We start from the raw sequence: 26,842 nt of genomic DNA on the forward strand, positions 1-26,842 counted from the left end.
TGCACAGGATGCTTGGGAATGAACCTTTATTGCTGCATGATCGACCTCAAGCAGGATGCCAAGGCGCTGGCCTTTGCCGCAGCACTGGACGCGTGGCTTACGCATCTCCACAGCCACGGCACCATCGGGCGCTGGCGCCTTTGCCGCCGCAAACTCAATCTTGCCGCCGATGCCTATGGTGATTTCCTGCTTGAAATCGAGGTTGAGGATCTGGCCCAGCTTGACCGCGCCTTTCGCCTCACCGGGGCGCAGGATGAAACAACGACCGTGCTGCATGACCGCGTGCATGCCCAGATCGCACAGTCCCAGTTTGCGCTCTACCGCCCCTTCCCGGATGCGGAAGGGGCCGAACGCATGTCCCTTATCTGACGCAGGCGATCATCTGGCTTGAAATACCTCAGGGGGTCCGGGGGACAGCGTCCCCCGCCTGCGCACCGGTGTTAGGCGTGCACCTTAATTCGCGACGTTATTCGCGGTCGAGGCAAAGCCAACCACCGTCCCAAAGAGGCCAAGAATGGTCTGGACGCGCGTGACCGGCGATTCGGTGGCCAGCAGCGTATCGCCCGGATTGATATGGAACTGGCGCGCCGCAAACAGACCATCCGCATTGGTGAAATCCAGCGAGAAAATCACCTGACGCAGCTCAGGGCCGGGCTTGTCGGGGTTGATGTGCTGCGGCTCATACTCGCGCAGCACCAAAAGACCCTTGGGATCGGCCCGCGCAGCGCTCAAGCCACCCATGGCCGAAACCGCCTCCATCGCCGTAATCCGCTCCTCCTCAAAGGGAATCACCTTCTGGCTGCCAGCGGCCCCCAGCACGTTGAAGGTGCGGTCATCCTCGGTCACAACGATCTGATCACCGCCCTGGACCAGCGCGTTGCGCGCCGGCTCGGCATAGAGCGTCTCGGCCCGCGTCTCAAACACCTGACCGCCGCGTTGCAGAATCACCAGCGGGTTATTCATCGTCGGCGCGATACCGCCCGCACTGGCCAAGACACTCAGAATACGGGTGTTGCGTGACAAAAGCGGATAGTTCCCCGGTGCCGCCACGCCCCCCACAACATCCACGGCATTGTTGCGGCCCGGCTCTACGGTCAACTGCACCTGCGCTGATGGCGCGATTTCCAGCAACCGCGTCTGCAACGTGGCGCGCGCCTCCGACTCGGTCATGCCACGCAGCGCAACTTCGCCAATATAGGGCATGAACACAGTGCCCGAAGACGAGACCGTCAATCCCTCAATCGGCGTCGAGCGCGATGCTTCGCTCGCCAGCAAGGAGTTTTCCTGATTGTCCCAGATCACCACAGCCAGCCTGTCACCCGTCTGGATGATCGACGAATCCGGCCCGCGGCTGGCGGACAGCCAGTTATAGCTGCCCTTCCATCCCGACGCCGGCCAGAGCGCCAACGCCGGAGTCGACCGGCGTGTAACCTCAACCACCTGAAACGTCGGCACCTTGTTGTCTTTCTCGGCCAGAACCTCGCTTTGCAAGGCGGCTCCTCGGGGCAGACTGCATGCCGCCAACGCGGCAAACATCATGATTCCGAGGATAACCCTGATTTTGCGCGTCACTCTCCGACTCCCCGGTCCCTCTGGCATTGCATCGGTTCCTACCCCGGTCCGACCGTGCTAGACAATCGGAATCTGCCCTCGAACGTCAGGCACCACCCTATGTTGGCCGAAATATGCCACGATGAAACCATGCTGATCACCGGTTCTACCGGCCGCATCGGCACGCTGCTGCGCAGGGCTTGGCAGGGCCCGGCAGGCCCGCGCCCGCTATGGTTGGCGCGTCGCTGCCCGGCGGATATCCTGTGGTCGCCGGGGGAGGCGCTGCCATCCGTGCTGCCCCGCTGCGACACTGTGATAGCCCTTTGGGGCCAAATTTCAGGCACGTCCGAGGATCTTGCCGCCAATGTGACCCTCGTGCATCACGGCGCGAGCTTGGCCCGGGCCTGCGGTGCCCGGCGGATGCTGCATCTCTCCTCCGCTGCGGTCTACGGCCCCGGCACAGCCCTGACCGAGGATACGCCCCCCCGTCCCGCCAACGCCTATGGCCATGCCAAGCTGGCAATGGAAGAGGCGGTGCGCGCGCTGCCCTCGGACGAGACGCGCCATTGCTGCTTGCGACTGGCCAATGTCGTGGGGGCCGACAGCCTCGCCCCGGCCCTGCGCGCGGGCAAGGGCCCTGTACGGCTTGACCGCTTCGCCGATGGCACCGGCCCCCTGCGCAGCTATATCGCCCCCGGTGACCTTGCACAGGTGCTCTGCGCCTTGGCTCAGCTTCCGCCAGACCGTTTGCCCGCGCGGCTTAATGTGACCGCGCCAGTGCCCGTGACCATGGAAAGCCTTGTGCGCGCTGCCGACCGGCCCCTCATCTGGCAAGAGGCCCCGGAAAACGCCGTGCAGGCCGTCACCCTTGATGGCAGCTCTCTTGCCGGTTTGCTTCCCTTTCTGTATCTGAAAGACACAGCACGCGCGATGATCGACGATTGGCACAGCTTGGAGATGGCAGCATGAATCCGGCTAAACGGGCCTTTGACGTGGGATTAGCCCTGCTGTTGATCGTGCTGCTGTCACCGGTCATGCTTGTGATCGCTTTTCTCATTGCGGTCTGCGACGGACGGCCCGTGTTCTACCTCTCGGAACGGATGAAAACGCCCGACACCGCGTTTTGCCTCTGGAAATTCCGCACGATGCGCGTGGTGGAAAACGATGCAGGCGTCTCCAGCGGCTATAAACAGCACCGCGTAACCCCACTTGGCCGCCGCCTGCGCGCCACCCGTCTCGATGAACTGCCGCAATTGCTCAACGTCTTGCGCGGCGACATGAGCTTTGTCGGCCCCCGCCCGCCGCTGCGGTGCTATGTCGAAAGCTGCCCCGAAATCTACGCCCGCGTGCTTGAAAAACGCCCCGGCGTCACGGGGCTCGCCACTCTTGTCTATCACCGCACCGAAGAAAAGCTGCTCTTGGCCTGCAGCTGCCACGAAAGCGGCGAGAGCACCTATGTCACCCGCTGCATCCCGCGCAAGGCCCGGCTCGACCTGATCTGGGCCCGCCACCAAAGCCTTTGTTACGATATCCGACTGATTTACCAGACTGTGATTCGTGTGTTCTCACGACGGCGAAGCTACCGCGTTAAGCGGGGCTGACCCCAAGAGCCACCCAACATCTTTTGCACATTTTTTGATCCAATCGGCTAAAACTTGCTCAGAAGCAGCGCATCTCTTTTCAAATCGCGATGAATCGGCATTCCTTAAGCCGCCGTGAATGCCTACAAACAGTTTGATTTCAATGTGCTTGATATCAGGGGATCGTGCCGTGCTGTACAAAACCGTCACCTCACTGAAACAGGGCCAGAAACAGGCGTTTTTCCTGACGCTAGACATGCTGATTGTCGTGCTGTCTTACGTTTTTTCTATGGTTCTGTTTCTGGGGCCCTCTGCCCTGTCGAGCAATCTCAGCGCCGCCTCCAACGATCTCTTTGCGATGATGTGCATCGCAGCCGCGCTCGCCACCTATTTCGGCCTGCACAAGGTCAAGCTGAAATCCTACGAAATGCAGGGCATGCTCAGCTCTGGCTGGGTGGCGCTGGCCATCACCGCCAGCGGGCTTGCGTTTTCCGCCTTAGACCCAGACGTCACCCCCCCCGCCACGGTCTATATCGTCTGTGGCATGATGTTTCTTATCCTGTCCGTCACCTCTCGACTGGCGCTGCGCATCGCGCTTCTTCGAATCTACCGCAACGGCAACCGGCGCCTGCGCGTGCTGATCTATGGCGCTGGCCAGACTGGCCAACAGCTGGCCACGGCCCTTGCCACCGATGATGCCGTGTTGCCCATGGCCTTTGTGGATGACGAACCGCGCCTGCAATCCCTGACCATCGCCGGGCTCAAAGTGCACAAATCCGAGGATTTGCCCGAACTGGTCAAACGCTATGACATTCAGCGCGTGATCCTCGCCATGCCCAGCGCCCCGCCCGCCAAACGCACCCTGCTGACGCGGCGCATTGCCGAACATGGGGTCGAGGTGCACGCCCTGCCCTCCTTTGCCGATCTGATCTCGAACGACGCCCATAGCCTCTATCAAAGCCGCCCGGTCGATCTGAACGAGCTTCTTGGTCGTGACGGTCTGGCCGACAAACTGCCGGGGTCGCGCGACAGCTACAAAGGGCGCTGCATCCTTGTCACCGGCGCAGGCGGCTCTATCGGCTCAGAACTGTGCCGCCAACTTATCGCCTATGAGCCTGCGCATCTCATCCTTCTTGACCACGCCGAACACGCCCTGTTCGAAATCGAGCGCGAATTGCGCAGCCTTGCACCTTTGATGCGGATTTCCCCCGTTCTTGGCTCAGTCTGCGAAAAATCCCTCGTCAACGTGCTCATGCAATCGCGCAAGGTGGAAATCGTGCTGCACGCCGCCGCCTATAAACATGTGCCCATGGTCGAATCAAACGCCATCGAGGGGATGCGCAACAACGTCATCGGCACGCGCACCGTGGCACAGGCAGCGCGGGACGCAGGCGTTGAACGCTTCATCCTCGTCTCAACCGACAAGGCTGTGCGCCCGGTCAGTGTGATGGGCGCATCCAAGCGCTTTGCCGAAATGATCGTGCAGGATCTCGCCACCCGCACCAGCACCACACGCTTTTCCATGGTTCGGTTTGGCAATGTGCTGGGCTCGTCCGGCTCTGTCATCCCGCTTTTTGCCGAACAGATCGCGCGCGGTGGGCCGGTCACGCTGACCCATGCCGATGTCACCCGCTATTTCATGACCATCCCAGAGGCCGCGCGCCTCGTGCTCTTGGCCGGCTCTTTTGCCCGAGGCGGTGATGTCTTCGTGCTCGACATGGGTAAACCCATCGCCGTGCGCGATGTGGCCCGCAAGATGATCGAAGGCTCCGGCCTGACCGTGTGCGATGCCGACAACCCCGATGGCGACATCGAGATCGAGATCACCGGCCTGCGCCCCGGCGAAAAGCTCTACGAGGAACTGCTGATCGGCTCTGACATGCTGACCACACCCCACCCCAAGATCTTGCGCGCCCAAGAGGGGCATCTGTCGGAAATCGAACTTGCCAAGGCGCTGAAATCCCTGTCCGAAGCGATCGAGACCCGCGATGTCGCCCTCTTGCGCAGCGTGTTGGCGCAATGGATCGAACAGATCGAAGACCGCCCCGACGCCACGGTCAATCAATAGGCCTCAGCCCGCCAAATCGCCAAACTTCCGGTCGAGATAATCCAGAAGCGGCCCCGCCGTCGGGGCCGCGCCACAGGCCCGCGCAATCACCTCTGTCGGCTCGAATAGCCCGCCATGCCGCTGCACCGCGCCGCGCAACCACACCGTCGCTTCAGCCAACTCACCCCTCGCCAATTGCGCGTCGAGGCCCGGCACCGCGGCCTGCAACGCCTCAAAAAGACACCCGGCATAAAGGTTACCAAGGCTATAGGTCGGGAAATAACCAAACAGCCCCACCGACCAATGCACATCCTGCAACACGCCATTCGACGCGCGATCCACCGCATATCCGAAATCGGCGGCAAAGCGGTCATTCCACGCCGCCTCAAGATCGGCCACGCTCAGATCCCCCGCGATCAAGGCCCGCTCCAGATCATAGCGCAACATGACATGCAGATTGTATTGCACCTCATCTGCCTCGGTCCGGATATAGCCTCGATGCACCCGGTTCACGGCGCGATAGAATGTCTCTTCATCGGCAATGCCAAAATCGCCGAACCCATCGCGCATCCGCCCGTAAAGCCAGCCACAAAACGCCCGGCTGCGCCCCAATTGGTTCTCATAAATCCGGCTCTGGCTTTCATGCACCCCCATCGACACACCCTGCCCAAGAGGTGTCAGGCGATAGGCCGGATCAATGCCCTGCTCATAGCAGGCATGCCCCACCTCGTGGATGGTGGAATAAAAACAGTTGAACGGGTCCGCCTCGCTCACCCGCGTGGTGATGCGCACATCATCGCCACTGCCCGAACTGAACGGATGCACCGCCAGATCCAGCCGCCCCCGGCTTAGATCATAGCCAAACACCTGCGCCAGATCCTGCGACAGCGCCAATTGCCCGTCGCGGTCAAACCGCCCTTCCAGCCTAGGCCATTCCACCGCCAGCGCCGCGCCGCGCAGCGCCACCAACCGGGGTCGCATCTCGGCAAACATCGCATCAAGCTTGGCCGCGCTCATCCCCGGCTCGTAATCCTCGAGCAGCGCATCATAAAGCGTGCCGCCCGCCGACAACGCCGCCGCTTCCTCGCGCTTGAGCCGCACCACCTCGGCCAGCACGGGCGCAAAGGCGGCATAGTCATCCGCCGCCCGCGCCTCGGCCCATTGCCCCTGCGCCCGGCTTGTCAGCCGCGCCAGCGCCACGGCCAGATCCCCCGGCACCTTGACCGCCCGCTCATAATCGCGCCGGATATGGCGCAACTGCGCCCGCGCCACAGGCTCGGTCGCCTGCCCCTCTGCCTCTGCCAGCACATCGCCCCGGGCCCGGTCCACCCGCCGCGCATGCAATACCGCCTGCATCGCACCTGATTCCTCGGCCCGCTGATCGGCGGCCCCGCGCGGCATCATGGTTTCCTGATCCCAGCCCAGCCGCCCGGCCACCTGCGCCAGCGCCTGCGTTTCGCGCTCGCGCGCCATCAGATCGTCATAGGCGCTCATGCTCAGGTTCCCCGAATGGATGTGGCGCGCGGATACTGGCTCAGGAACCGCGCCCGCAGGATCAACACCCAAAGGATGACCGCCACGAACTGATGCGCAATCGCCAAGTGCCACGGCGCGATATAAAGCACCGTCATGATGCCCAAAGCGATCTGGAACAGAAGCACGGCAAAGACAGCGTTGAACGCGCCCCGCGTGCGCTCATGCGCGCTCTTGCGCCCGCGCAACCAAACCACCACGGCAAAGGCGAGCAACAGATAGCCGCTCATCCGGTGAATGAACTGCACCGTCCCGGCGTTCTCAAAGAGGTTCCGCCACCATGGCTGCAATTCCATCATATCAGGCGGCAAAAAGCCCCCCGCCATCAGCGGCCAATCGGTATAGCTGCGCCCGGCATCAATCCCCGCCACCAGCGCCCCCAGCAGGATTTGCAGGAATACGAAATGCATCAGCCCCGTCGACAGGCTATAGAGCTTCGCCTCACGCCCCCGCCGCGCCTGCATCAACTCGCGCTCCTCGCGCCCAAGCAGAAAGACGAACCACGCGATGACGCCAAGGATGACAAAGGCCAGCCCCAGATGCGTTGCCAACCGGTAAGAGGCCACCGCCACCATCTCGCCCGTCAGACCAGAGGATACCATCCACCAGCCAATGGCCCCCTGCGTGCCGCCCAGCGCACCCAACAGCAGCAAACGCCCGCTCCACCCATTCGGGATCTGCCGCGCCAGCAAAAATCCAAAGAACCCCAAGGCCCAGACCAGCCCGATCACCCGGCCCAATTGCCGGTGGCCCCATTCCCACCAATAGATGAATTGGAATTCCGATAGGGTCATGCCCTTGTTGACCAACTCATATTGCGGAATGGCGCGGTACTTGTCGAACTCTTCCATCCAATGCGCCTCAGACATCGGCGGCAGCGCGCCCGTCACCGGCTTCCACTCGGTGATGCTAAGGCCACTGTCAGTCAGCCGCGTCAGCCCCCCCACCGCGATCATCACAACAACCAGCGCAAAAAGCACCATCAGCCAGACCCGGATCGCCCCCCGCGCGCCCCGACGGCCCGCGTCGATCATGCCGCCCTGCGGCACGGGCTTTACCGCCTCGGCCTGACCCACCTCTTCGAAAATGCTGCGTTTTCCGCTCATCCCTCAGCCTCTTTTCCCTTGGCACCAAGCAACACTAGGGCGCAGCCCACCGTGCTTCAACCGCGCGCCTTCCAGCGGACCATCTGCCGCATCACACCGTGCAAGGTCTGCACATCGGCGCGCGTCATCGGCATCCGGCTCCACATATTGCGCAGGTTGGTTTTCATACTCTCGACCTTGTGCTCGGGAAAGAAAAAACCGGCCTCCTCCAGCCGCTCCTCATAATGCGCGGCCAGCGCCTCAACCTCGACCTGCGCGGCCCAGTCGGTCTTGGCCAGATCAACCCGCTCAGGCACCACCTGCCCCGCCGCGCGCTGCCATTCATAGGCCATCAAAAGCACGCATTGCCCCAGATTAAGGCTGGCAAATTCCGGGTTCACCGGCACGTTGATGATCGCATTGGCGCGGGCGATATCGTCGTTTTCCAACCCGGCGCGCTCGGGGCCAAAAAGCACCGCCACTTTTTCCCCAGCCGCAATTTTTTCCGCCGCCACCACCATGGCGCGCTCGGGGCTCAATACCGGCTTGGTCAGCCCCCGCGCCCGCGCCGTCGTGGCCAGCACATAGGTGCAATCCCCCACCGCTGCGGCCGTATCCGCAACCAACAGCGCCTCATCCAAAAGCCGCCCCGCCCCGCTTGCCATGGCATCGGCCTTGGGGTTGGGCCACCCGTCGCGCGGCGCAACAAGCCGCATCCGGTCCAGACCGAAATTCCACATCGCCCGCGCCGCCGCCCCGATATTCTCGCCCATCTGCGGACGCACGAGCACAAAGGCGGGTTGGGGTCGGTCGCTCGGCATAGGCACTCTCACTCCGGTGTCATGCAAGGGGGCCCGCCACCGGCAAGCCCCCTCTTTCATCGTTCTTCAAATACTCATCTCGCACCGCGCCCCAAGGGGGCACCGGATCGGATCACTCGGCCGCCTTGGTCGCAACCTCGCCGCCCGCATCGCCATTGGCCCCATTGCCCTCGGCCTTGGGGGCACGCTTGGCGCGTGGCTTGCGCGGGCGCTTGGCGGCAGCCTCTGGGGCCGGAGCCTCGGGCGCCGGGGCCTCGGGGGCATCTGTCCCGCTTGCCTCTGGCACCGAGGCCTCCGCGCGCGGCTCTGGGGCAACAGCCCCAGCACCTGCATCGCCTGCGCGATCCTGTCCACGCCGCGGACCGCGGTCCGCCGAATGCGCCCGGCGGCGCGACGGTTCGGGCTGCGGCTTGCTTTCGGGCGTCTCGACCAGACCGATGTCGCGCTCGTCATAGCTGCCGATCACATCGGGCTGCGCTTGGGCTGCGGGGTCCTGCGACACGGGCTGTTCGCCCTCGTCGCTCTCACGCCCACCTGACCGCTCGGGGCGGTCGCGGTCGCGATCCTGTTGACGATCACGGTTGAAGCGCTCTTGCTCCTCGCGCCGCGCGTCCTGTTCCTTCTGCGCCTCGCTCAGCAGGCGCAGGTAATGTTCTGCATGCTGCTGGAAATTCTCGGTCGCAACCCGGTCACCCGCCAATTGCGCATCGCGCGCCAACTGGTTGTATTTCTCAATGATCTGCTGCGGTGTGCCGCGCACCTTGCCCTCTGGGCCGGAGCTGTCAAACACGCGATTGACAACGTTCCCGACGGTTCGATTGCGGTTCGGCTTGTTCCGCTGACGTGACTTCGATGATCTCATATGGTGCTGTCCAGCCCTGATGCTCAAAATGTTCGCTTGACCCGATGGGCGCCCCTTGCGCCGAATGAAACCGGATCGGACATGTTCTGGCTTGGTGTCAAGCGGGACCGCCCGATTGGGCATCCTCCGTCGTGACTGCTCCCCAATAAGCACGCGCCGCCCGACCATACAAGAGCAAAGCGGAAAATTTCCGCAAATCTCGCCAATTATGGCTCATTTCTGCGTGAGGTCCCCGGCCAAACCCCGCAGACCACCCGGTCGCGCCCTTCCAGATCGGGCCGGATCGTCACCGCGTCGAATCCCTCCGCACACAGCAGATCGGCCACCGCCGGCCCCTGTTTCCACCCGATTTCAACCATCAGACGCCCACCGGGGCTCAGATGCGCCCCCGCCCCCGCCGCAATCGCCCGATAGGCGGTCAGCCCATCCGCCTCATCGGTCAGCGCGCCGCGCGGATCGTGCTCGCGTACTTCGGGCATCAACCCCGCCATTTCCGCCGCCGCGATATAGGGCGGGTTCGACACGATCAGATCAAACACCCCGGCCACCCGCGCAAACCAATCCGAACGGCTCAGCGTCAAGCGCCCCGCCACCCCATGCCGCGCCGCGTTGCGCGTGGCCACGTCAAGGGCGGCATCGGACACATCCGTGGCCACGCCCCGCGCGTCCGGCCATTCCGCCAAAAGCGTCACCGCCAGAATTCCACTACCCGTGCCAAGATCAAGCAAAGTCAATGGCTTGGCTCCAGAAAGCACCTCGGCAATCAGGCATTCCGTTTCCGGGCGTGGATCAAGAACATCCGCTGTAACCTCGAATTCCCGCCCCCAGAACACCCGCCGCCCAAGGATCTTGGCCACAGGTTCGTGCGCCGCCCGCCGGGCAATCATGGCCTCGAACCGCGCCAAGGCCGCCGCGTCCAGATCCTCCCCCAGATGCAGCGTCAGACGGTCACGGGCCAGGCCCACCGCGCCCGCCAAAAGCGCCCGCGCATCGCCCGCAGCCCCCTCGATCCCCTCGGCCTCCAGCCGTCGCACGGCGCTTACCAAGGCGTCGCGCAGGATCACGACATCTCAGCCAGCAGGCTGGCCTGTGCATCCGCTGTCAGCGCGTCGATCACCTCGTCCAGATCACCGCCAAGAACCTGCTCCAGCTTGTAAAGCGTCAGGTTGATGCGGTGATCGGTCATCCGCCCTTGGGGGAAATTATAGGTGCGAATCCGCTCTGACCGATCGCCGCTGCCCACCTGCGCCGCCCGATTGGCAGAGCGTTCGCTGTCCACGCGGTTGCGCTCCAAATCGTAAAGCCGGGTCTTCAACACCTGCATCGCGATCTCGCGGTTGCGATGCTGCGATTTCTCGGAACTCGTGACCACGATGCCAGTGGGCAAATGCGTGATCCGCACCGCCGAATCGGTGGTGTTTACATGCTGCCCACCCGCACCAGACGACCGCATCGTGTCGATCCGCAGGTCATTGGCGTTGATCTGAATATCCACATCTTCCGCCTCGGGCAGCACCGCCACGGTCGCGGCAGAGGTATGGATACGCCCGCCGCTCTCGGTCTCGGGCACGCGCTGCACGCGGTGCACCCCCGATTCGAACTTGAGCCGGGCAAAAACGCCCTCACCGCCAATCCGCACCACCAATTCGCGGATACCGCCCAATTCGCTCTGCTGTTCTTCGATCACCTCAAAGGACCAGCCGCGCGCCTCGGAATAGCGCTGATACATCCGCATCAGGTCCGCCCCAAAGAGCGCCGCCTCCTCGCCCCCCGTGCCGGGCCGGATTTCAAGGATGGCAGGCCGCGCATCCGCCTCGTCGCGGGGCAAGAGCGCCAGTTGCAACCGCTGCTCCATCTCGGGCAACCGCGCCTCCAGCACCGCCACCTCTTCGCGCGCCAGATCGCGCATCTCGGGATCGGCCAGCATCGCCCGCGCACCGTCCAGATCGCTGACGGCCAGACGATAGGCCCGGATCTCTTCAACCACGGGCCGCAATTCGGAATATTCGCGGCCAAGGCGGGCAATATCGCCACCGCCCTGCATCATCTGCGCCTCGACATAGTCAAAGCGCTCCACGATCTGTTGCAATCTGTCCAAGGGTATCATGGGAATGATCCTCTGTCCCATCCTTGTGACTTGGTCAAGAGGTGTCACCTGTGCTAGAATTACGCTATGAAAGCGCTCCTACCTCTTCTTCTGATCTGCGCCACCCCGGCGCTCGCCGATGCCACCATCGGGCGCAAAACGGTTGAATGCTACTGCACCGACAAAAGCGGCGCGCGCGTCGAGATGGGCGAGACGATCTGCCTTCAGGTGGATGGCAATATGTTCATGGCGCAGTGCCAGATGTCGCTCAACGTGCCGATGTGGCGCAAGATCACGGATGGATGCCTATCCTCCCGCCTGCCCCAATCGCTGCAACCAGCCGTCGATACGGGCGGCGTTGACGCCCAGATCTGACTTGCCAAAGCGCAGGCGCCCGTAAATCTCCAATTGCGCGCCGCTCTGCCGCACCGTCGTATAATCCGGAAAGCCAAAGACCCGCGAGCGCGTGACATAGGTGATCATGCCCTGCGCCACATCCCCCGCCAACACTTGGGTGCGCGGCGTGGCGCGGATGATTGCATCAAGCGCCGCCAAATCGCCGCTGACCACCCGCACGGCCCCGCCGTCCAGATCACCGGGGGAAACGCTCTGCGGCATCCCGTGCCAGTGCTTTGGATCGGTCGGCGCAAGCCGCACATAGGCCGCGCCCGCGACCAGCGCCAAAAGCACCAGACCAAAGACGAGCTTCATCGCACCCCCTCAGCCAGCCTCACCCGGCCCGCGCCCCATCCACGGTCTCGGCCAGTGCCTCGGCCCGCGCGGCGATCTCGGCCAAAGTCTCGACCACCTCATTGGGCACCACCGGCACCTCGATCCGCTGCGCCTCGGGCGCGGGCGCCGTGCGCATCTGGTCCAGCTCCGCCTCTTTCTCCGCCAACCGGTCCTCGGCCTCGCGCAGCTTGTCCTGCAAACCTGCGGTCTTGTCGGCCAGCATCAGACCCGCCATGAGCAACATACGCGGCTCAGGAATACGCCCGATCTGCGCCGCCAACACGGCGGCCTCCTCATCCAGCATCTTGGCTGCGGCATAGAGGTAATGCTCCTCGCCCGCCTGACAGGCCACCTCGAAATTGCGGCCCCCGATCTCGATTTGCACCTCAGGCATCCGATGTCTCCGTTTTCTCGTTCTGCGCCGCCGCCGGTTCCGCCTCGGCTATCACCTGCCCCAAGGCCGCCAGCACCGCCTCAACCTCGCCCCGATCCGCACCCCGCGCGGCGCGCAGCCCCTCCAACTCGGCCATCATCGCCTTGTTGATCAGATGCGGCTCAGACACGCCCGCCACCTGCGCCTCGCGCAGCGTCTGATTGTTGTCGCGCAGCTGTTGATTGGCCTTGCGCAGCGCTTGCAGATCCGCATCAAGCTTGCGCAGGCTCTCAGACCGCGCGCCTTCCGCCGCCTCTAGCTTGGCATGCAGCACCTTGATGCGCTCTTGCAACTGCGCATTGGCCAGTTGCTCCTCGCCAAGCTGCTCGCGCAACCGGGCCAGCTCTTCAGGATCTGCTCCCGCGTCCGGCGCGGCACTTGGCGCAGCCACGGGCCGCCCCTCCAGCCCCTGCGCGATGCGGTCCAGCGCCGCCGTGATCCGTGCCTGTAACTCGTTTATCTGGCTCATCCTCGAGGGTCCTCGCTTGCTTGCCCGCGTGCCCCACGAATCGCACACCGGGCGGGTTTTGATCAAGTCTAATGAAAGGATCGGCGAAATGCGCCCCCAAACCCGCTCAATGCACCGCTTGCACCGCCTCGTGCTTGAACTTCTGGACCGGGCTGGTATTCAACGCCCAGATAGACCCGTCAGACACCGCCCCATTCAAAGGATGCACGCCCCGTGGACATCGCCGCCCTCCGCTCCGCCAACCCCGATCATTGGAAAAAGGCCACCGCCATCCGCGCGCTGACCCTCGACGCCGTTGCCGCCGCCAATTCCGGCCATTCCGGCATGCCGATGGGCATGGCCGATGTCGCAACCGTGCTCTATGAAAAGCACCTGAAATTCGACCCCACCAATCCCAATTGGCCCGACCGCGACCGCTTTATCCTCTCGGCGGGGCATGGCTCGATGTTGCTCTATTCCCTGCTGCATCTGACCGGCTATGCCGATATGACGCTCGACGAAATCCGCAATTTCCGCCAATGGGGGGCAAAAACCGCAGGCCATCCCGAATATGGCCACGCCACCGGCATCGAGACCACGACCGGCCCGCTCGGTCAGGGCATTTCCAACGCCGTGGGCTTTGCCATGGCCGAAGAAATGCTGCGCGCCCGCTTTGGCGCGAAGCTGATGGATCACTATACCTATGTCATCGCCGGTGACGGCTGCCTCATGGAGGGTGTCAGCCAAGAGGCCATCGGCCTTGCCGGTCGGCACCAACTGTCGCGCCTCATCGTGCTGTGGGACAACAACAACATCACCATCGACGGCACCGTCGATCTTGCCGACCGCACTGATCAGGTCGCGCGTTTCCGCGCCTCCGGCTGGCATGTGCTGGAAATCGACGGGCATGACCCGGCGGCGATTGACGCAGCCTTGACCGAGGCCAAGACCACCGCAGAGCCTACGATGATCGCCTGCAAAACCCATATCGCCCTTGGTCACGCCGCGCAGGACACCTCCAAGGGTCATGGCGCGCTGACCAACCCAGACCAGCTTGCCGCCGCCAAAGAGGCCTATGGCTGGCCCTATGGCCCCTTTGAGATCCCCTCTGATGTCAAATCCGCATGGGAGGCCATCGGCCACCGTGGGGCCACCACCTATGCCGCATGGGCCAAGCGTCTGGCAGACACCTCGCCCGCGCGTCAGGCCGAGATTGCGCGCATCTTCAACCGCGACATGCCGGTGAAACTGGGCGCGCGCATCCGCGCCCTGAAAAAACAGATCAGCGCCGAGGCCCCCAAAGTGGCCACCCGTCAAAGCTCTGAAATGGTGCTCGAGGTCGTGAACCCGATCCTTCAGGAAACCGTCGGCGGCTCTGCCGATCTCTCGGGGTCCAACAACACCCGCTCGGGCGATATGTCCGTGTTCGACGTGGACAACCGCAAGGGCCGCTACATCCACTGGGGCATCCGCGAACATGGCATGGCCGCCGCGATGAACGGCATGGCGCTGCATGGCGGCATCCGCCCCTATGGCGGCACCTTCATGTGCTTTACCGATTACGCCCGCCCCGCCATGCGTCTGGCCGCGCTGATGAAAATCCCCACCGTGTTCGTCATGACCCATGACAGCATCGGTCTGGGCGAGGATGGCCCGACCCACCAGCCCGTTGAGCATCTGGCGATCAGCCGCGCCACCCCCAACACCTGGGTCTTCCGCCCCTGCGATACGGTCGAGACCGCCGAAGCGTGGGAACTGGCGCTCACGTCCAAGGAAACGCCCTCGGTTCTCTCGCTCACCCGCCAAGGCCTGCCGACCCTGCGCCGCGAGCACAAGGCCAAGAACCTGACCGCCCAAGGTGCCTATGTGCTGGCCGATGCAACGGGCAAGCGTCAGGCGATCCTGATGGCCACCGGATCAGAGGTCGAGATTGCCATGAAGGCGCGCGACCTCTTGGAAGCCGAAGGCATCGGCACGCGCGTGGTCTCCATGCCCTGCTGGGAACTCTTCGAGGAACAAGACGACAGCTATCGCCGCCGCGTCCTGCCCGCAGGCCCGGTGCGCGTCGCCATTGAGGCCGCGATCCGCTTTGGCTGGGACCGCTGGCTCTACGGCGAGCGCGGCCGCCGCGAAAAGGGCGGCTTTGTCGGCATGCATGATTTCGGGGCATCCGCCCCTGCCCCCACACTCTACAAGGAATTCGGCATCACCGCCGAGGCCGTGGCGGACAAGGTCAAATCCCTGCTCTGAGCCGAGGGGATCGAACCCAACGACGAAGCCCGGATGCCCAGCATCCGGGCTTTCTCTTTTGGCAACGAGATACAGCGCTGTCCCTGAGCCCCGCGCGGAACAAGGCGCGGCACGCGCCGCCGCGCGGATCGCTGGGCCGTCCCGCGCACCTCTTCCACCACATCCCCCAACTTGCGCGCCCCCGCGCACAGCCCCTACACTCCCGCATCATGCCCAGCCTCTGCCGCGATTGCCTGACCCGATTCGACACCGCCCGCCGCTGCCCCGCTTGCGGCAGCCCCCGCATCGTGGCCCATCCCGAGCTTTTCGACCTCTCCATCGCCCATATGGATTGCGATGCCTTCTACGCCTCCGTCGAAAAACGCGACAACCCGGATCTTGCCGACAAGCCGCTCATCATCGGCGGCGGGCGGCGCGGCGTGGTCTCGACCGCCTGCTATATCGCCCGCATCAAAGGCGTGCGCTCTGCCATGCCGATGTTTCAGGCGCTCAAACTCTGCCCCGAGGCGGTGGTGATCAAACCCCGCATGCAGGTCTATGCCGAGGTCTCGCGCGCCATCCGCGCCATGATGCTCGATCTCACCCCCGCCGTGGAACCGCTCTCGCTTGACGAGGCGTTTCTCGATCTCACCGGCACCGCGCAATTGCATGGCGCACCGCCCGCCGTCGTGCTGGCCCAGCTTATCAAACGGATGCGCGACGAGTTGGGCCTGACCGGGTCCATCGGCCTCAGCCATAACAAGTTTCTGGCCAAAATCGCCTCGGACCTCGACAAACCGCATGGCTTTGCCGTGATCGGCGCAGGCGAGACCGCCGATTTCCTGCGTGACCGCCCCGTCAGCCTGATCTGGGGCGTGGGCCAATCAACCCTCAAGGCGCTGAATGACGCAGGCATCCGCAGCTTTGCCGATCTCCTGCGATGGGACCGCCGCGATCTGCACGCACGCTTTGGCTCGATGGGCGACCGGCTCTGGCATCTGGCGCGCGGGCAGGACCGCCGCCGCGTCTCGGCCAATGCGCCGGTCAAATCCATCTCGAACGAGACAACCTTTTACGAGGACACGCGCGACCGCGACCTGCTTGATGGCCATATCTGGCGGCTGGCGGAAAAGGTGGCCGACCGCGCCAAGGCCCGCGCCCTCGCGGGCCGCGTCGTCACGCTCAAACTCAAGCGGGCCGATCACACGCTTCTCACCCGCCGCCATGCCCTGCGTGACGCGACGCAACTTGCCGATACACTCTATCGTACCGCCCGCGCGCTGATGGATCAGGTGCCCGACGGGGCCGCCTATCGGCTCATCGGCGTCGGGCTGTCAGACCTCGTGGAAGAGACCGCCGCCGACCGCTCCGGCGACTTGCTCGATCCCCAAGCCACCCGCCGCGCCGGGGCCGAACGCGCCACCGATGCCATCCGCGCCAAATTCGGCCCAGATGCAATCGTCAAAGGGCGGGCGTTGCGATAGGCGGCGGGTGCCGATGCTTGCGATACGCGCATTAGCCGCGCGGTCGCTGGGCCAGGGACTAGCGAAACACCATCCGTGGCTTCCACTTAATGCCAGCCAAGTCCGTAAGACTTAACAGTGTTTCGCTTGCTCTCATAATCGCTAGGCCGCCGGACGGCCCAGCGATCCGCGCGGCGGGCTTCGCCCTTGATTCCGCGCGGCACCACAGGTGCCTGCCCTCTACTCCGCCGCCAAGGGCCGCGCCTCCGCGCGCCCGATCTCGGCGATCTCGCGGATCACGCCCGACAGCAGCGTCCGGAACGCTTCGAAATTGCCATTGGGCCGAATAAGCCGCTCATTCATATAAAGCGCGCGGTCAATCTCTACCTGCACCGCATGCCGCCCGCGCGCAGGGCGACCATAGGCTTGCGTGATATAGGCCCCGGCAAAAGGTGTGTTGCGCGTCACCACCAGACCTGCGCGGGCAAAGGCCGCCTCGATCCGCTCGACCACCGCGCCATCCGCCGCCGCCCCGAACCGATCCCCCAAAACGATCTCGGGCCGCCGCACGCCCCGCCGCGCCACCGCGTCCATCGCCTCATGCGGCATCGAATGACAATCAATCAGGATCGACTGCCCGAACATCAGATGCGCTTGATCCAACTGCCCTTGCAACGCCGTGTGATAGGGCCGCCAATAGCTCTCGATCCGGTGCTCGGCCTCGGCCATGCTCAGCTTGCCCGCATAGATCGCCTGCCCATTCGCCACCACACGTGGAATGACCCCAAGACCAGAGGCCACACGCGGATTATGCCCCTGCCGCGCCACGCCCTCGATCAGCGCCGGGTCCAATTCATCAGCACTGCGGTTCAGATCGACATAGGCGCGCGGTGCCCCCGCCTTGATCAAAGGTGCCCCATAGAGCGGGGCGCTGTCGAACAACTGATCGACAAAAGCATCCTCGGACGAGCGCACCGAATGCTCATTCAGCGTGGTGCGCCGCAGGAAGGTCCAGGGGTAATCCCGCCCACTATGGGGCGAGGCGAACACCACCGCCGTGGTGCGCCGTTCGGGATGCGTGAGGTGATAAGCGACCTTGGGCATTGATGTTCCTCTCTCAGGCGATAATAGACTGAAATTGAGCTTCTAAAAGCCCTTGATCCCCTCTCCGACTCCTTTTATAGACCACCGAACCGGCGCGGATTTCCGCGCCCCTCTTTTTGGGGCAGGCGATCGGCTGGCATTCATGGGCGATTAGCTCAGTGGTAGAGCACTTCGTTGACATCGAAGGGGTCACAAGTTCGAACCTTGTATCGCCCACCATGAATTCACTGTCCCGCCCACCGGGACGCCCGCAACCCCAGGCGCTGGCCCGCGCCGCGACAACCGAGGAGACGACCATGAAGGTTCGTAATTCGCTCCGCTCGCTCAAGAACCGGCATCGGGATTGCCGCGTCGTGCGCCGCAAAGGCCGCGTCTACGTGATCAACAAGACCCAGCCGCGTTTCAAAGCCCGTCAGGGCTGAGCCGCGATCAGCCCTAAGGCTGAAGGATCAAAACCCCGCCCAACCGGCGGGGTTTTTCTTTGGGGGATGGCTCTTTGCCTAGCTTGCCTCGCGAAACAAGCCGCGCGGTGCCCGTCCGCCGGGTGGGCGCAGCAACAGACGTGATCGGCACTTTATGCCTGAGAAGTCTTTCGCGTTTTCAATGAGATGGGCCGTTGCAAAAGCGCCCGCCCGTCACGCCAGAGGCGTGCCGAGAGAAAGCGGCGCACCTACGGTGCGACGGGGCGGACGGGCGCTGCGCGGCGGTGCCTGCGGCACCTTGATTCCGCGCAAAGAATATTTGGCGCAGAGGACACGCCCCTTGCGCCTGCCCTCTCAATCCCTCAGCAACTCGTTGATTCCCGTCTTGGAACGCGTCTGCGCATCCACCCGCTTGACGATCACGGCACAGTATAGGTTGATGCCGTTCTTCGACGGCATGCTTCCTGCGACCACCACCGAATAGGGCGGCACTTCGCCATACATGACCTCGCCGGTCTCGCGGTCGACGATCTTGGTGGATTTCCCGATGAAAACCCCCATCCCCAGAACCGAACCCTCGCGCACGATACAGCCCTCGACCACCTCGGACCGCGCACCGATAAAACAATTGTCCTCGATGATCGTCGGCCCCGCCTGCATCGGCTCCAATACGCCGCCAATGCCAACACCGCCGGAAAGATGCACGTTCTTACCAATCTGCGCGCAAGATCCCACCGTGGCCCAGGTATCCACCATCGTGCCACTGTCCACATAGGCCCCAAGATTGACAAAGGACGGCATCAAAACGACGCCCGGCGCGATATAGGCCGATTTGCGCACAACACAGTTGGGCACGGCCCGAAACCCGGCCTCACGCCACTCGGCATCGCCCCAGCCCTTGAACTTGCTGTCCACCTTGTCCCACCAGCCCGCGCCCTGCGGCCCGCCAGCGTGGATTTCCATATCCTTGATGCGGAACCCCAAAAGCACCGCCTTCTTGGCCCATTGGTTCACATGCCATTGGCCATCCGCCTGCCGCTCCGCCACCCGCATGCTGCCGCTATCAAGCGCTGCCAGCGTGGCCTCGATCGCCTCGCGGGTCTCTCCGCCTGTTGCAGAGGTGATCGTGTCGCGCGCCTCCCAGGCGGCTTCGATTGCGGATTCTAGGGCTGCGTTTGACATGGGGCCTCCGGTTGCAATTGTCCCTCGCGGCTATAGCCAAATGCGCGCGCGCATACAATGCAAGAGACCCGCCCCGTCGTGCCATGGTCGGGGCGGCCCCAAGGCCACCCCTAGCGCCGCCTCAGGCGGCAAGATCCAGCTTGACCAGCGTCTGGTTCAACAGAACATAAGCAATCTCGCCAAAGGTCACCGGCCCGGTAAAGCCCGCCGTCAGCTTGCCCTCCATATCACCGTAAACGTAGTTGAGAATGCAGTTGCACGAATAGCTGCCCTCACCTGCGGACCCGACCTGCGTGGCAAAGGTCTTGGCATAATCCTCTTGCGCGGCCGCCAGACGATATTCCACACCCGGAAAGACTGGCGCGTAAAAGGCCACTTCGCCCGCATCCGGATCAACCGACTGGAACGACACATTGATCAGCGCGCCCGCATAATTGGCCACCAGCGGCAATTTGGTGTCGATACCCTTGTCCGTGACATAGCGGGCAAACCCAATCTCTTGGCCGTTCACGATGGCTTTATGCGCCGAAAATCCCGCCTCGGGAAACGAGAACACAAGCTCGGCATCGTCGCCTTGCTTGAAGATATTCACGATATCAAGGCTCGGTCGCATCCCCTCAGGCACGGAAACATGCAAAAGAACGGCCCCGTCCTCGTGCTTGGCACCCTGCGCTCCGTCAAAAACAGAGGGCGTCACTTTACCAATCTCGTCCAGATGCACACCACTGATCCAGCCCAACAGCGGCTGATCAAACAGATCGGCATAGCCTGCACCATCCTCGGCAAACCGGGCATGCGCCTCGGAAAACGCCGGAATGATCACCAGAGTAACGCCACCGGCCTCATAGCCTTGTGCCAAGTTGGCAAGGTCCGCCGTGGCCAGATACCGTGCAGAGGCGTGGCTTCCCTCTGGAAAGGTGGTGCAGAACAGGTGCTCACGATCCACCTTGCCCCCGGTTTTCGTCATGAAATAGACGGTGCTGCCGCCGATCCAATTGCCCTTGGGCAAAGTGCTCAACAACTCTGGCGCACCGGCAATCGACATGACCGCGCCGGCCTCAATCCGTTCCGCCGCCTCTTGGGGGGTTAGAAATTCGTTCTTCATGGGGTTTCCTTCGCAATAGGTCAGAGTTTTGCCAGCTCAGCGGCGGCATCAGAATTTTTGGCGACAAACGCACGCAATTCTGCAACGAGACCGCTTAGCTTAGCGGGCTCTGTGCGCGCCTGCACACGAAGACGATTCAAAACAATGCGGGTGGCCAGCGATGCGGCAGCCAGGTCCGTGGTCCCTTTTATGGCCCGGGTCAGGTCAGTTTCCGAAAGTATCACTTAGTGCCCTCCTTATCCGATGATCGACACAGGAGAGCGCTGCAAAAACTGCGCCAAATTGCACGGCGCACAGGTCGTCAGGGCCGCAATTCACCCCCAACAAAGGACAGCGTGGCAGATCTTAGACCACCACGCGCAAGGGCAGGATCACTCAACCGCCCCGGATCAATTCATCCTCGTCATCCGATGCCGACAGGCCCAGCGCATCCAGCCCGTTTTCCAGATGATCCGACAAATGCGGCGTCCCAAGCAGGTAATCGGCACAGGGCGTGGTTGCCTCTTCATAGGCGGTGCGCTTGGCCTCAGCCAATTCCTCGGCCTCGAAACTGCCGCGCCCGATCCACATGACCGCCACCAGACTTGCCTGTTCTTCTTCGCTCAGCCGGTCGATAAACGCACGCAACTCGCCCTCGGCGCGCTCCAATTCGCGCGCCATCAGCACCACCTGCGCAATCTTGTGTACCGTGATGTCCAGCATTCTCCCGCCCTCCTGTCGCACCTATCCTAGCACAGGAATGACGGTCACACAGCCACCCGTCCTTGATCTTACGCAAACAGACGGTAATAGGCCCAATCCGGCAAAAACCGTGACAAACGAAAGAGATAGCTGAACAACCGTGGAAAATGCCGCTGAAATGCCGCCTCATCACACATCAATTCGAACATCTCTTGCGCCGCCGCCTCGGGCGTCATGATAAAGGGCATGCGAAAGGCGTTCTTATCCGTCAACCGCGTCTTGATGAAACCGGGATTGGCCAGTTGCACCCGCACCCCCGTCCGCCACAGATCAGCGCGCATCGATTCCGCCAGGGACATGATCCCCGCCTTGGACGCGGCATAGCCAATCGCCCCCGGCAAGCCACGAAACCCGGAAAGCGAGCCGGTCAGCACCACATGGCCCGCGTCCCGGGCCACCATATCGGGCAAGACCGCGCCAATCACCCGCACCGCACCGGTGAAATTCACATCCGCCATGGCAACCGCTTCCTCGGGCTTCCACTCGGTCGCGGGCATCGGCCAATAGACCCCGGCCAGCCACACCAACCCGTCAACCGGCCCCACCGCGCGCGCCGCCTCTGCCACGCTGGCACTGTCGCTCACATCGACCGGCACCGCACTGGCCCGCCCCGGCAGGCTGGCAACAACCTCCTGCAACCGCTCGGCACTCCGGGCTGACACGATCACCTCTGCCCCGGCAGCGCTGATCTTCTGCGCCAGTGCCGCACCCAGACCCTCGCTCGCGCCCACCAGCCAATAGCGTTTGCCGCGCCAATCCATCATGCCTCGACCCGCCGCATCACCGCCACCAATTCCGCCACCTTGATCCCGAACTTGCGGAATTGGCTGCGATTGACCACCACGCCGTTAGGGGCAAGATACATCCAGTCGGTGACGCTCAGAACATGGCCGCCCGCCTCTTTCGGCAGGCGGATGCGATAGCAAAGCCGCGCCGCAGCCCCCATCTGCTGCCCCGTTCCGGTGCCCACCAAATCGTCGGCTTCGGCCCGGATTGATCCGTCATTGCCCAACTCAAGCTGCCATTCGCGGTCCTGCGCATTGCCGCTGTCATACTCGAAATGCTCCCGCATCACGCCGCGATTGCCCTGCCAACTGGCCTCGAAATCGCCAGTAAACCGCGACGCAACCCGCCCCAGAGGTCCGTAAATCACCCCCTCGCATTTGATCGCACCGTTCAGATGCTCGCGCAGATCGAATTGCGGCCCTTGGCCTGCGTAATCCTGCGGCACCTGCGCGCCAAAGCCCGCAAACCGCTCCTTAAGCAGCACAAGCACCAGCATCGCGACCGCCCCCAATAGGGTCCATCCCAAAGCGTCCATCAGATCAGCTCCTTTCCTCAATCGGTGTTCGGGCCAAGAGCGCAATGGCCAAAAGTTTCAAGACACAGGGCACTGCCCCGTAAAGTAGGCTCAGCAAAGTCAGCGCCGCCGCATCATTATTCTGCCCGGCAGCAAAGCCGCCCGCCTCAAGCAGCGGCAACAGCGCCACTGCCGCCAGCGCCAGCGTGAATTTCGACACGAACGACCAGAGGCCAAACCCCTCCGCCGCCCCCGGCGACACCTGCGCCATCCGCCGTGCGAACAGCGCCGGCAAAAGCGTCATATCCGCCCCCATCGCCGCGCCAGAGGCAACGCAGATCAGTCCAAAGGCCCAAAGATCGCCCGCCCCCAGCAGAATCGCCCCGGCAAAGGCAGCAATCGACAGCATCATTCCCGCCAAGAGCATCCGCTTGGCCCCAAACCGCTCGGCCAAGGCGCCCCAAACCGGGGCCGCCGCCGCCGCCGACAGGAAAAAGAGCAACAGAAATGCCCCCTCCCATCCCGGTGCCTGCAACCGGCTCTCCACGAAAAACAAAAACAGCGTCGAACTCACAGCCACAGGGGCTGCGTTGACCATCGCCACCATCAGCAACCGCCGCGCCACAGCATCCCGCAGCACCGGGCCAAAGCCGGTTCCCGGCACCCCTCCGCGATCCTGCCATTGCCCGACCATCGCCAACGCCGCCAGCCCCGACAAAATCGCAAAGCTGAGGGCAAAGCCGCCAAACCCGCCCAACACCAGCGGTGCCACCGCCGCCGCGCATATCCCCAACAAAGCGCCGGTTTCCCGCCACCGCGCCAGCCGCAAATGCCCCTGCCCCGGCAAGGCCGCTGCCGTCGCCACACCCTGCGCGTAAAAGCAGATGGTCAGATAGCTGAAGGCCGAAAACACCAGCACCAGCATCGCCGCAAACCACCAAAGCGGCGCGATGGGCGGCACCACGGCAAATAGCCCCAGCATCGCCGCCGCCATCACCGCCACCGCAATCCAAATGCTCACCGCACGATGCGCGCGCAACCGCTCGGCCAAACGCCCCAGCGCCGGATCCTGCACCACATCGATCAGCCGCAGCGCAAACAGCACCGCCCCCAAAGCCCCGAGCGATACGCCATATTCATCCACATAGAATTTCGGCGCATGGATATAGAGCGGCAATCCCGCCGCCGCCAAAAGCGCCCCAAAGAGCGCATAACCCGGCAGGCGCGGCGCTGCCTGCGCCACGCTCCCCGCCAGAACCGCGCTCATCGGCTCACCTCATCGGCGGGCGGCACCGGACGGCTCTGAAACCGCGCCCCCTTCCACCAAAGCTTGAGCGCCTGCCAATGGATCAGGCCCAGCACCCGCCGCGATCCAAAGGGACGCCGCAGCATGGCACGCACCAGCCCGCCCGTGGTCAGCGGCTTGCGCGCCCCCACCAGCGTGGCAATCACCCCGCCATGGCCGCCGCTGAAATCAATCCAGATCCCAACCCGATCCTCTCGCAGATCAAAGCGGAATTCATAACCGCCCTCGATCTTCAGAAAGGGCGAAACATAGAAAATCTTGCGCGCACGGATACGGTCCTCTGCGGTGATCGGCCCCATATCATCGCGATGACACAGATAGGAATGGCGATCGCCATAGGTATTCGTCACCTCGGCAATGATGACCGGCACCTGACCCGCCGCATCACGGCAAATCCAGAAACTCACCGGGTTGAACACATGCCCCAACATACGCGGCTGCGCCAAAAGCTCGATCCGCGCGGGCGGGGCAATCTGCCGCTCGGCCAGCACCGCGCGCACCCACGCCGCCCCGCGCCCCTGTCCCGGCACGCCGCCATGATCCTTGTCCCAGACCGAGGCCAACCCGCCCCGATTGCGCCCAAAAAGACGCGGCGCGCTTACCTCTGCCTCGGCATCCAACAGCACATAGTCAATCCCATAGCGAAAGGCGTTTTCAATCCCGCCCTTGCGCCCATGCCAGGTGTGGCCCGCGATATGATCGACCCGGCTCACGCCGCCGCCACGGCCTGCGGCAGCGACGCACAGAGCGCCTCAGCCACTTCCAACCCGCTCGACAGCCCATCTTCGTGAAACCCGTGTCGCATCCACGCACCGCAAAACCATGTATTCCGCCGCCCGTTGCCCGCCCGAACCCGGGATTGCGCCGCGACCGCCTCCAGATCATAGACCGGATGGCGCAGCGTCACCTGATCATAGATCAAGTCGTCCCGAATGGGCCGTGTGGTGTTCAGCGTCACGAAATGCGGATCATTCTCGGGGATCGGTTGCAGGCTGTTCATCCAATAGGTCAGATCAATCTGCCCCACCCGCTTCACCTTTGCCTCGGTGTAATTCCACGACGACCAGACCGCCCGCCGACGCGGCATCACGCTGGTGTCGGCATGCAGCACGATGTCATTGGGCTGATAGGCAATCGCCCCCAGATCACCGCGCTCGATCTCATCCGCATCCGACAAGAGCCGCAACGCGTCATCACTATGCGCGGCAATGACCACCTCGTCGAACCGCTCCCACGCGCCGCCCTCGGCCCGGACCTCAACGCCCTCGGCCAGACGCCGAATACCCGCCACCGGCGCACCCAACCGGATCTCGGCCCCTTTTGCGCGCAGCGATTGTTCCAACCGGCGCACATAGGCCACCGATCCGCCAACAACCGTATACCATTGATGTTGCTCACTATATCCAAGCAACCCATGCTGCTTGAAGAATGTCACCAGCGCCTGCGCCGGAAATTGCAACACCTGCTCTACCGGCATCGACCAGATCGCCCCGGAAAATGGCGTCAGGTAATAGTCGCGAAACGCCCGGCCCAGCTTCATCTTGTCAATCAGACCGGCCATCGTCAAACCCGGTTCGCTGCACGCCTCCAGCGCCCCGGCATTGAACCGGAAAATATCACGCAACATCATCCAATGCGCCGGGTTCGCCAGATTGCGCCGCTGCGCAAAATACGCCCCCGACCCTTGCAGACCATATTCCAACGCGCCCCCCCGGAAGGACGCGCCAAAGCTCATCGTGCTCGGGGTCACGGCCACATCCAACCGCTCAAAAAGCGCGCTTAGATGCGGATAGGTCGCATAGTTGAACACGATAAAGCCGGTATCAACTGGCTGATCTCCGCGCTGTCCCGCCAGGATCGTTCGCGCATGCCCCCCCAAACGGGGCTCTGCCTCAAACAGCACCACCCGGTGCCTGTCCGCCAGACGCTCTGCCGCCCCCATTCCCGATATGCCTGCGCCGATCACGGCAATTGTCTTGCGCGCGGTTGCGCTGGTCTCGAAGGGCATTGGGCGTGTCACCTGTCATTTTCTTATTACAATCCTGTTTACGGACCGGCACCGCAAACGGATTAGATTGTTTTTGTCTGCCCTTCGCGTTTTTTTCGCGCGCCCGGTGATCCACCATGACCTGCGTCGCGTAACTCGTCTATGTTGAATGATGCCACCCTCCTCTGTGACCCAGCCCCCTCGCCGGTGCCTGTCGCCCGTGCTATGAGGCGCGTGACAACGGGCAAACGGGCGGGACCGGCACAGGTGACTACGGCACGAGAGACTGAGAATACCGATTGGGTGGCCTGTATCGCGGCCATTCGCGATCACGGGGACGAGGCGGCATTTGCCCGGCTTTTTGCCCATTTCGCCCCAAGGGTGAAGGCGTTTCTGATGCGCTCCGGCGCAGATGCGACGCTGGCCGAGGAATGCACCCAAGAGGTCATGTCGACGCTCTGGCAAAAGGCGCATCTCTTCGATCCGACCCGCGCCTCTGCCGCAACTTGGATTTTCACCATCGCGCGGAACCGCAAAATTGATGCGCTGCGCAAGCAAAGACGACCCGAACCCGAGGATTTGCCTTGGGGCCAAGACCCAGAACCCGATCAGGCCGACGTGCTCGCCCTGCAACAGGAAAGCGACCAACTGGGGCGCGCGATTGCCGCCCTGCCCGCGAAACAAAGGGAATTGATCGAAAAGGCTTATTTTGGCGATCTCAGCCATTCCGAGATTGCCGCCGATACCGGCCTGCCGCTTGGAACGATCAAATCTCGCATCAGACTGGCGCTCGATCGACTGCGCCACGCAATGAAGTAAAGTGTA

General features: G+C 63.2%; 29 protein-coding genes and 1 tRNA gene. 10 read left to right on the plus strand and 20 right to left on the minus strand.

Annotated elements, in window-relative coordinates:
* The first annotated feature begins 18 nt into the window (after positions 1-18).
* Complete coding sequence (locus ROSMUCSMR3_RS03525) at positions 19-369, plus strand: DUF6614 family protein (RefSeq protein ID WP_081506470.1); 351 nt, start codon at positions 19-21, stop codon at positions 367-369.
* Between the two features lie 84 nt (positions 370-453).
* On the opposite strand, the gene ROSMUCSMR3_RS03530 is transcribed toward ROSMUCSMR3_RS03525, so the two are convergent.
* Positions 454-1,491, minus strand: coding sequence for a polysaccharide biosynthesis/export family protein (locus tag ROSMUCSMR3_RS03530; RefSeq protein WP_232279239.1), 1,038 nt, complete (start codon positions 1,489-1,491; stop codon positions 454-456).
* A 180-nt stretch (positions 1,492-1,671) separates the two neighbouring features.
* Here ROSMUCSMR3_RS03530 and ROSMUCSMR3_RS03535 point away from each other — a divergent pair, with 180 nt between their 5' ends.
* The 3 genes from ROSMUCSMR3_RS03535 (at position 1,672) to ROSMUCSMR3_RS03545 (ending at position 5,199) form a co-directional block, all read left to right on the plus strand.
* Positions 1,672-2,520 carry an NAD-dependent epimerase/dehydratase family protein gene (locus ROSMUCSMR3_RS03535; protein WP_081506471.1) on the plus strand — a complete coding sequence of 283 codons (849 nt, stop codon included), beginning with the start codon at positions 1,672-1,674 and terminating at the stop codon, positions 2,518-2,520.
* On the plus strand, positions 2,517-3,152 hold the full coding sequence (locus tag ROSMUCSMR3_RS03540; RefSeq protein WP_081506472.1) for a sugar transferase: 636 nt from the start codon (positions 2,517-2,519) through the stop codon (positions 3,150-3,152). The genes ROSMUCSMR3_RS03535 and ROSMUCSMR3_RS03540 overlap by 4 nt, the downstream gene beginning before the upstream one ends.
* 142 nt (positions 3,153-3,294) lie before the next feature.
* On the plus strand, positions 3,295-5,199 hold the full coding sequence (locus tag ROSMUCSMR3_RS03545) for a polysaccharide biosynthesis protein (RefSeq protein WP_420541226.1): 1,905 nt from the start codon (positions 3,295-3,297) through the stop codon (positions 5,197-5,199).
* Between the two features lie 3 nt (positions 5,200-5,202).
* Here the strand turns inward: ROSMUCSMR3_RS03545 and ROSMUCSMR3_RS03550 are convergent, their stop codons facing one another.
* The 6 genes from ROSMUCSMR3_RS03550 to prfA all read right to left on the minus strand — a co-directional run bounded on the left by ROSMUCSMR3_RS03550 (position 5,203) and on the right by prfA (position 11,586).
* Positions 5,203-6,672 (minus strand): carboxypeptidase M32, encoded by a 1,470-nt coding sequence (locus ROSMUCSMR3_RS03550; RefSeq protein WP_081506474.1) that lies wholly within the window; start codon positions 6,670-6,672, stop codon positions 5,203-5,205.
* A gap of 2 nt (positions 6,673-6,674) precedes the next feature.
* Entirely contained in the window at positions 6,675-7,817 is a 1,143-nt protein-coding gene (ctaA, locus tag ROSMUCSMR3_RS03555) for a heme A synthase (protein WP_081506475.1), read from the minus strand.
* Between the two features lie 56 nt (positions 7,818-7,873).
* Positions 7,874-8,617, minus strand: a complete 744-nt coding sequence (locus tag ROSMUCSMR3_RS03560; RefSeq protein ID WP_008282408.1) for an RNA methyltransferase — start codon at positions 8,615-8,617, stop codon at positions 7,874-7,876.
* Between the two features lie 112 nt (positions 8,618-8,729).
* Positions 8,730-9,479 carry a DUF4167 domain-containing protein gene (locus tag ROSMUCSMR3_RS03565; protein ID WP_081508542.1) on the minus strand — a complete coding sequence of 250 codons (750 nt, stop codon included), beginning with the start codon at positions 9,477-9,479 and terminating at the stop codon, positions 8,730-8,732.
* A gap of 206 nt (positions 9,480-9,685) precedes the next feature.
* Positions 9,686-10,543, minus strand: a complete 858-nt coding sequence (prmC, locus tag ROSMUCSMR3_RS03570) for a peptide chain release factor N(5)-glutamine methyltransferase (RefSeq protein WP_081506476.1) — start codon at positions 10,541-10,543, stop codon at positions 9,686-9,688.
* Positions 10,540-11,586, minus strand: a complete 1,047-nt coding sequence (prfA, locus tag ROSMUCSMR3_RS03575) for a peptide chain release factor 1 (protein ID WP_081506477.1) — start codon at positions 11,584-11,586, stop codon at positions 10,540-10,542. The genes prmC and prfA overlap by 4 nt, the downstream gene beginning before the upstream one ends.
* 66 nt (positions 11,587-11,652) lie before the next feature.
* Between prfA and ROSMUCSMR3_RS03580 the strand changes: the two genes are divergently transcribed.
* Positions 11,653-11,940 carry a hypothetical protein gene (locus ROSMUCSMR3_RS03580; protein ID WP_081506478.1) on the plus strand — a complete coding sequence of 96 codons (288 nt, stop codon included), beginning with the start codon at positions 11,653-11,655 and terminating at the stop codon, positions 11,938-11,940.
* Here ROSMUCSMR3_RS03580 and ROSMUCSMR3_RS03585 read toward each other — a convergent pair.
* The 3 genes from ROSMUCSMR3_RS03585 to ROSMUCSMR3_RS03595 are packed head-to-tail and all read right to left on the minus strand — an operon-like array spanning position 11,872 to position 13,199.
* Positions 11,872-12,276, minus strand: coding sequence for a DUF1499 domain-containing protein (locus tag ROSMUCSMR3_RS03585; RefSeq protein ID WP_081506479.1), 405 nt, complete (start codon positions 12,274-12,276; stop codon positions 11,872-11,874). The genes ROSMUCSMR3_RS03580 and ROSMUCSMR3_RS03585 overlap by 69 nt on opposite strands.
* 19 nt (positions 12,277-12,295) lie before the next feature.
* A complete protein-coding gene (locus tag ROSMUCSMR3_RS03590; protein ID WP_008282414.1) occupies positions 12,296-12,691 on the minus strand; it encodes a cell division protein ZapA in 396 nt (131 codons plus the stop codon).
* Positions 12,684-13,199: a hypothetical protein gene (locus tag ROSMUCSMR3_RS03595; RefSeq protein ID WP_081506480.1), complete on the minus strand. Its 516-nt coding sequence runs from the start codon at positions 13,197-13,199 to the stop codon at positions 12,684-12,686. Before ROSMUCSMR3_RS03595 ends, ROSMUCSMR3_RS03590 begins: the two co-directional genes overlap by 8 nt.
* A gap of 213 nt (positions 13,200-13,412) precedes the next feature.
* Here ROSMUCSMR3_RS03595 and tkt point away from each other — a divergent pair, with 213 nt between their 5' ends.
* Both tkt and ROSMUCSMR3_RS03605 read left to right on the plus strand, forming a co-directional pair.
* Entirely contained in the window at positions 13,413-15,428 is a 2,016-nt protein-coding gene (tkt, locus tag ROSMUCSMR3_RS03600; RefSeq protein WP_081506481.1) for a transketolase, read from the plus strand.
* A gap of 209 nt (positions 15,429-15,637) precedes the next feature.
* Positions 15,638-16,891, plus strand: coding sequence for a DNA polymerase IV (locus ROSMUCSMR3_RS03605; protein ID WP_081506482.1), 1,254 nt, complete (start codon positions 15,638-15,640; stop codon positions 16,889-16,891).
* 219 nt (positions 16,892-17,110) lie between these two features.
* Here the strand turns inward: ROSMUCSMR3_RS03605 and ROSMUCSMR3_RS03610 are convergent, their stop codons facing one another.
* Positions 17,111-17,974, minus strand: a complete 864-nt coding sequence (locus ROSMUCSMR3_RS03610; RefSeq protein ID WP_008282419.1) for an N-formylglutamate amidohydrolase — start codon at positions 17,972-17,974, stop codon at positions 17,111-17,113.
* 144 nt (positions 17,975-18,118) lie between these two features.
* On the opposite strand from ROSMUCSMR3_RS03610, the gene ROSMUCSMR3_RS03615 reads away from it, so the two are divergent.
* Both ROSMUCSMR3_RS03615 and ykgO read left to right on the plus strand, forming a co-directional pair.
* A tRNA-Val gene (locus tag ROSMUCSMR3_RS03615) sits at positions 18,119-18,193 on the plus strand.
* 77 nt (positions 18,194-18,270) lie between these two features.
* On the plus strand, positions 18,271-18,396 hold the full coding sequence (ykgO, locus tag ROSMUCSMR3_RS03620) for a type B 50S ribosomal protein L36 (protein ID WP_008282420.1): 126 nt from the start codon (positions 18,271-18,273) through the stop codon (positions 18,394-18,396).
* Positions 18,397-18,750: 354 nt separating this feature from the next.
* Here ykgO and dapD read toward each other — a convergent pair whose 3' ends face one another.
* The 9 genes from dapD to ROSMUCSMR3_RS03665 form a co-directional block, all read right to left on the minus strand.
* Entirely contained in the window at positions 18,751-19,578 is an 828-nt protein-coding gene (gene dapD, locus ROSMUCSMR3_RS03625; protein ID WP_081506483.1) for a 2,3,4,5-tetrahydropyridine-2,6-dicarboxylate N-succinyltransferase, read from the minus strand.
* Between the two features lie 121 nt (positions 19,579-19,699).
* Positions 19,700-20,683, minus strand: a complete 984-nt coding sequence (locus ROSMUCSMR3_RS03630; protein WP_081506484.1) for a DUF6976 family protein — start codon at positions 20,681-20,683, stop codon at positions 19,700-19,702.
* A gap of 20 nt (positions 20,684-20,703) precedes the next feature.
* Positions 20,704-20,907 carry a hypothetical protein gene (locus ROSMUCSMR3_RS03635; protein WP_008282423.1) on the minus strand — a complete coding sequence of 68 codons (204 nt, stop codon included), beginning with the start codon at positions 20,905-20,907 and terminating at the stop codon, positions 20,704-20,706.
* Between the two features lie 151 nt (positions 20,908-21,058).
* Positions 21,059-21,385: a DUF3775 domain-containing protein gene (locus ROSMUCSMR3_RS03640; RefSeq protein WP_008282424.1), complete on the minus strand. Its 327-nt coding sequence runs from the start codon at positions 21,383-21,385 to the stop codon at positions 21,059-21,061.
* Positions 21,386-21,453: 68 nt separating this feature from the next.
* Positions 21,454-22,188, minus strand: a complete 735-nt coding sequence (locus tag ROSMUCSMR3_RS03645; RefSeq protein ID WP_081506485.1) for an SDR family NAD(P)-dependent oxidoreductase — start codon at positions 22,186-22,188, stop codon at positions 21,454-21,456.
* Positions 22,185-22,745, minus strand: a complete 561-nt coding sequence (locus ROSMUCSMR3_RS03650; RefSeq protein ID WP_081506486.1) for a DUF3833 family protein — start codon at positions 22,743-22,745, stop codon at positions 22,185-22,187. The genes ROSMUCSMR3_RS03645 and ROSMUCSMR3_RS03650 overlap by 4 nt, the downstream gene beginning before the upstream one ends.
* A 4-nt stretch (positions 22,746-22,749) precedes the next feature.
* The gene (locus ROSMUCSMR3_RS03655; protein ID WP_081506487.1) at positions 22,750-23,991 is read right to left on the minus strand and encodes an MFS transporter; all 1,242 of its coding nucleotides are present in this window, start codon (positions 23,989-23,991) and stop codon (positions 22,750-22,752) included.
* Entirely contained in the window at positions 23,988-24,743 is a 756-nt protein-coding gene (locus ROSMUCSMR3_RS03660; RefSeq protein WP_081506488.1) for a DUF1365 domain-containing protein, read from the minus strand. The genes ROSMUCSMR3_RS03655 and ROSMUCSMR3_RS03660 overlap by 4 nt, the downstream gene beginning before the upstream one ends.
* Entirely contained in the window at positions 24,740-26,038 is a 1,299-nt protein-coding gene (locus ROSMUCSMR3_RS03665) for an NAD(P)/FAD-dependent oxidoreductase (RefSeq protein ID WP_008282432.1), read from the minus strand. Before ROSMUCSMR3_RS03665 ends, ROSMUCSMR3_RS03660 begins: the two co-directional genes overlap by 4 nt.
* A 204-nt stretch (positions 26,039-26,242) precedes the next feature.
* On the opposite strand from ROSMUCSMR3_RS03665, the gene ROSMUCSMR3_RS03670 reads away from it, so the two are divergent.
* On the plus strand, positions 26,243-26,836 hold the full coding sequence (locus ROSMUCSMR3_RS03670) for a sigma-70 family RNA polymerase sigma factor (RefSeq protein ID WP_198133606.1): 594 nt from the start codon (positions 26,243-26,245) through the stop codon (positions 26,834-26,836).
* Positions 26,837-26,842 lie beyond the last annotated feature (6 nt).

The sequence above is a fragment of the Roseovarius mucosus genome (assembly GCF_002080415.1).
GTDB lineage: Bacteria > Pseudomonadota > Alphaproteobacteria > Rhodobacterales > Rhodobacteraceae > Roseovarius > Roseovarius mucosus_A.

Bases quoted from the DNA above. Each gene is read 5' to 3' on its own strand.
- ROSMUCSMR3_RS03585 (WP_081506479.1), bottom strand. From the start codon at position 12,276: ATGAAGCTCGTCTTTGGTCTGGTGCTTTTGGCGCTGGTCGCGGGCGCG.
- ROSMUCSMR3_RS03560 (WP_008282408.1), bottom strand. From the start codon at position 8,617: ATGCCGAGCGACCGACCCCAACCCGCCTTTGTGCTCGTGCGTCCGCAG.
- ykgO (WP_008282420.1), top strand. From the start codon at position 18,271: ATGAAGGTTCGTAATTCGCTCCGCTCGCTCAAGAACCGGCATCGGGAT.
- ROSMUCSMR3_RS03605 (WP_081506482.1), top strand. From the start codon at position 15,638: ATGCCCAGCCTCTGCCGCGATTGCCTGACCCGATTCGACACCGCCCGC.
- ROSMUCSMR3_RS03645 (WP_081506485.1), bottom strand. From the start codon at position 22,188: ATGATGGATTGGCGCGGCAAACGCTATTGGCTGGTGGGCGCGAGCGAG.
- dapD (WP_081506483.1), bottom strand. From the start codon at position 19,578: ATGTCAAACGCAGCCCTAGAATCCGCAATCGAAGCCGCCTGGGAGGCG.
- prfA (WP_081506477.1), bottom strand. From the start codon at position 11,586: ATGATACCCTTGGACAGATTGCAACAGATCGTGGAGCGCTTTGACTAT.
- ROSMUCSMR3_RS03545 (WP_420541226.1), top strand. From the start codon at position 3,295: ATGTGCTTGATATCAGGGGATCGTGCCGTGCTGTACAAAACCGTCACC.
- ROSMUCSMR3_RS03665 (WP_008282432.1), bottom strand. From the start codon at position 26,038: ATGCCCTTCGAGACCAGCGCAACCGCGCGCAAGACAATTGCCGTGATC.
- ROSMUCSMR3_RS03655 (WP_081506487.1), bottom strand. From the start codon at position 23,991: ATGAGCGCGGTTCTGGCGGGGAGCGTGGCGCAGGCAGCGCCGCGCCTG.
- ROSMUCSMR3_RS03565 (WP_081508542.1), bottom strand. From the start codon at position 9,479: ATGAGATCATCGAAGTCACGTCAGCGGAACAAGCCGAACCGCAATCGA.
- ROSMUCSMR3_RS03580 (WP_081506478.1), top strand. From the start codon at position 11,653: ATGAAAGCGCTCCTACCTCTTCTTCTGATCTGCGCCACCCCGGCGCTC.
- ROSMUCSMR3_RS03670 (WP_198133606.1), top strand. From the start codon at position 26,243: ATGAGGCGCGTGACAACGGGCAAACGGGCGGGACCGGCACAGGTGACT.
- ROSMUCSMR3_RS03525 (WP_081506470.1), top strand. From the start codon at position 19: ATGAACCTTTATTGCTGCATGATCGACCTCAAGCAGGATGCCAAGGCG.
- ROSMUCSMR3_RS03610 (WP_008282419.1), bottom strand. From the start codon at position 17,974: ATGCCCAAGGTCGCTTATCACCTCACGCATCCCGAACGGCGCACCACG.
- ROSMUCSMR3_RS03540 (WP_081506472.1), top strand. From the start codon at position 2,517: ATGAATCCGGCTAAACGGGCCTTTGACGTGGGATTAGCCCTGCTGTTG.
- ROSMUCSMR3_RS03595 (WP_081506480.1), bottom strand. From the start codon at position 13,199: ATGAGCCAGATAAACGAGTTACAGGCACGGATCACGGCGGCGCTGGAC.
- ROSMUCSMR3_RS03590 (WP_008282414.1), bottom strand. From the start codon at position 12,691: ATGCCTGAGGTGCAAATCGAGATCGGGGGCCGCAATTTCGAGGTGGCC.
- ctaA (WP_081506475.1), bottom strand. From the start codon at position 7,817: ATGAGCGGAAAACGCAGCATTTTCGAAGAGGTGGGTCAGGCCGAGGCG.
- ROSMUCSMR3_RS03550 (WP_081506474.1), bottom strand. From the start codon at position 6,672: ATGAGCGCCTATGACGATCTGATGGCGCGCGAGCGCGAAACGCAGGCG.
- ROSMUCSMR3_RS03630 (WP_081506484.1), bottom strand. From the start codon at position 20,683: ATGAAGAACGAATTTCTAACCCCCCAAGAGGCGGCGGAACGGATTGAG.
- ROSMUCSMR3_RS03535 (WP_081506471.1), top strand. From the start codon at position 1,672: ATGTTGGCCGAAATATGCCACGATGAAACCATGCTGATCACCGGTTCT.
- ROSMUCSMR3_RS03650 (WP_081506486.1), bottom strand. From the start codon at position 22,745: ATGGACGCTTTGGGATGGACCCTATTGGGGGCGGTCGCGATGCTGGTG.
- ROSMUCSMR3_RS03640 (WP_008282424.1), bottom strand. From the start codon at position 21,385: ATGCTGGACATCACGGTACACAAGATTGCGCAGGTGGTGCTGATGGCG.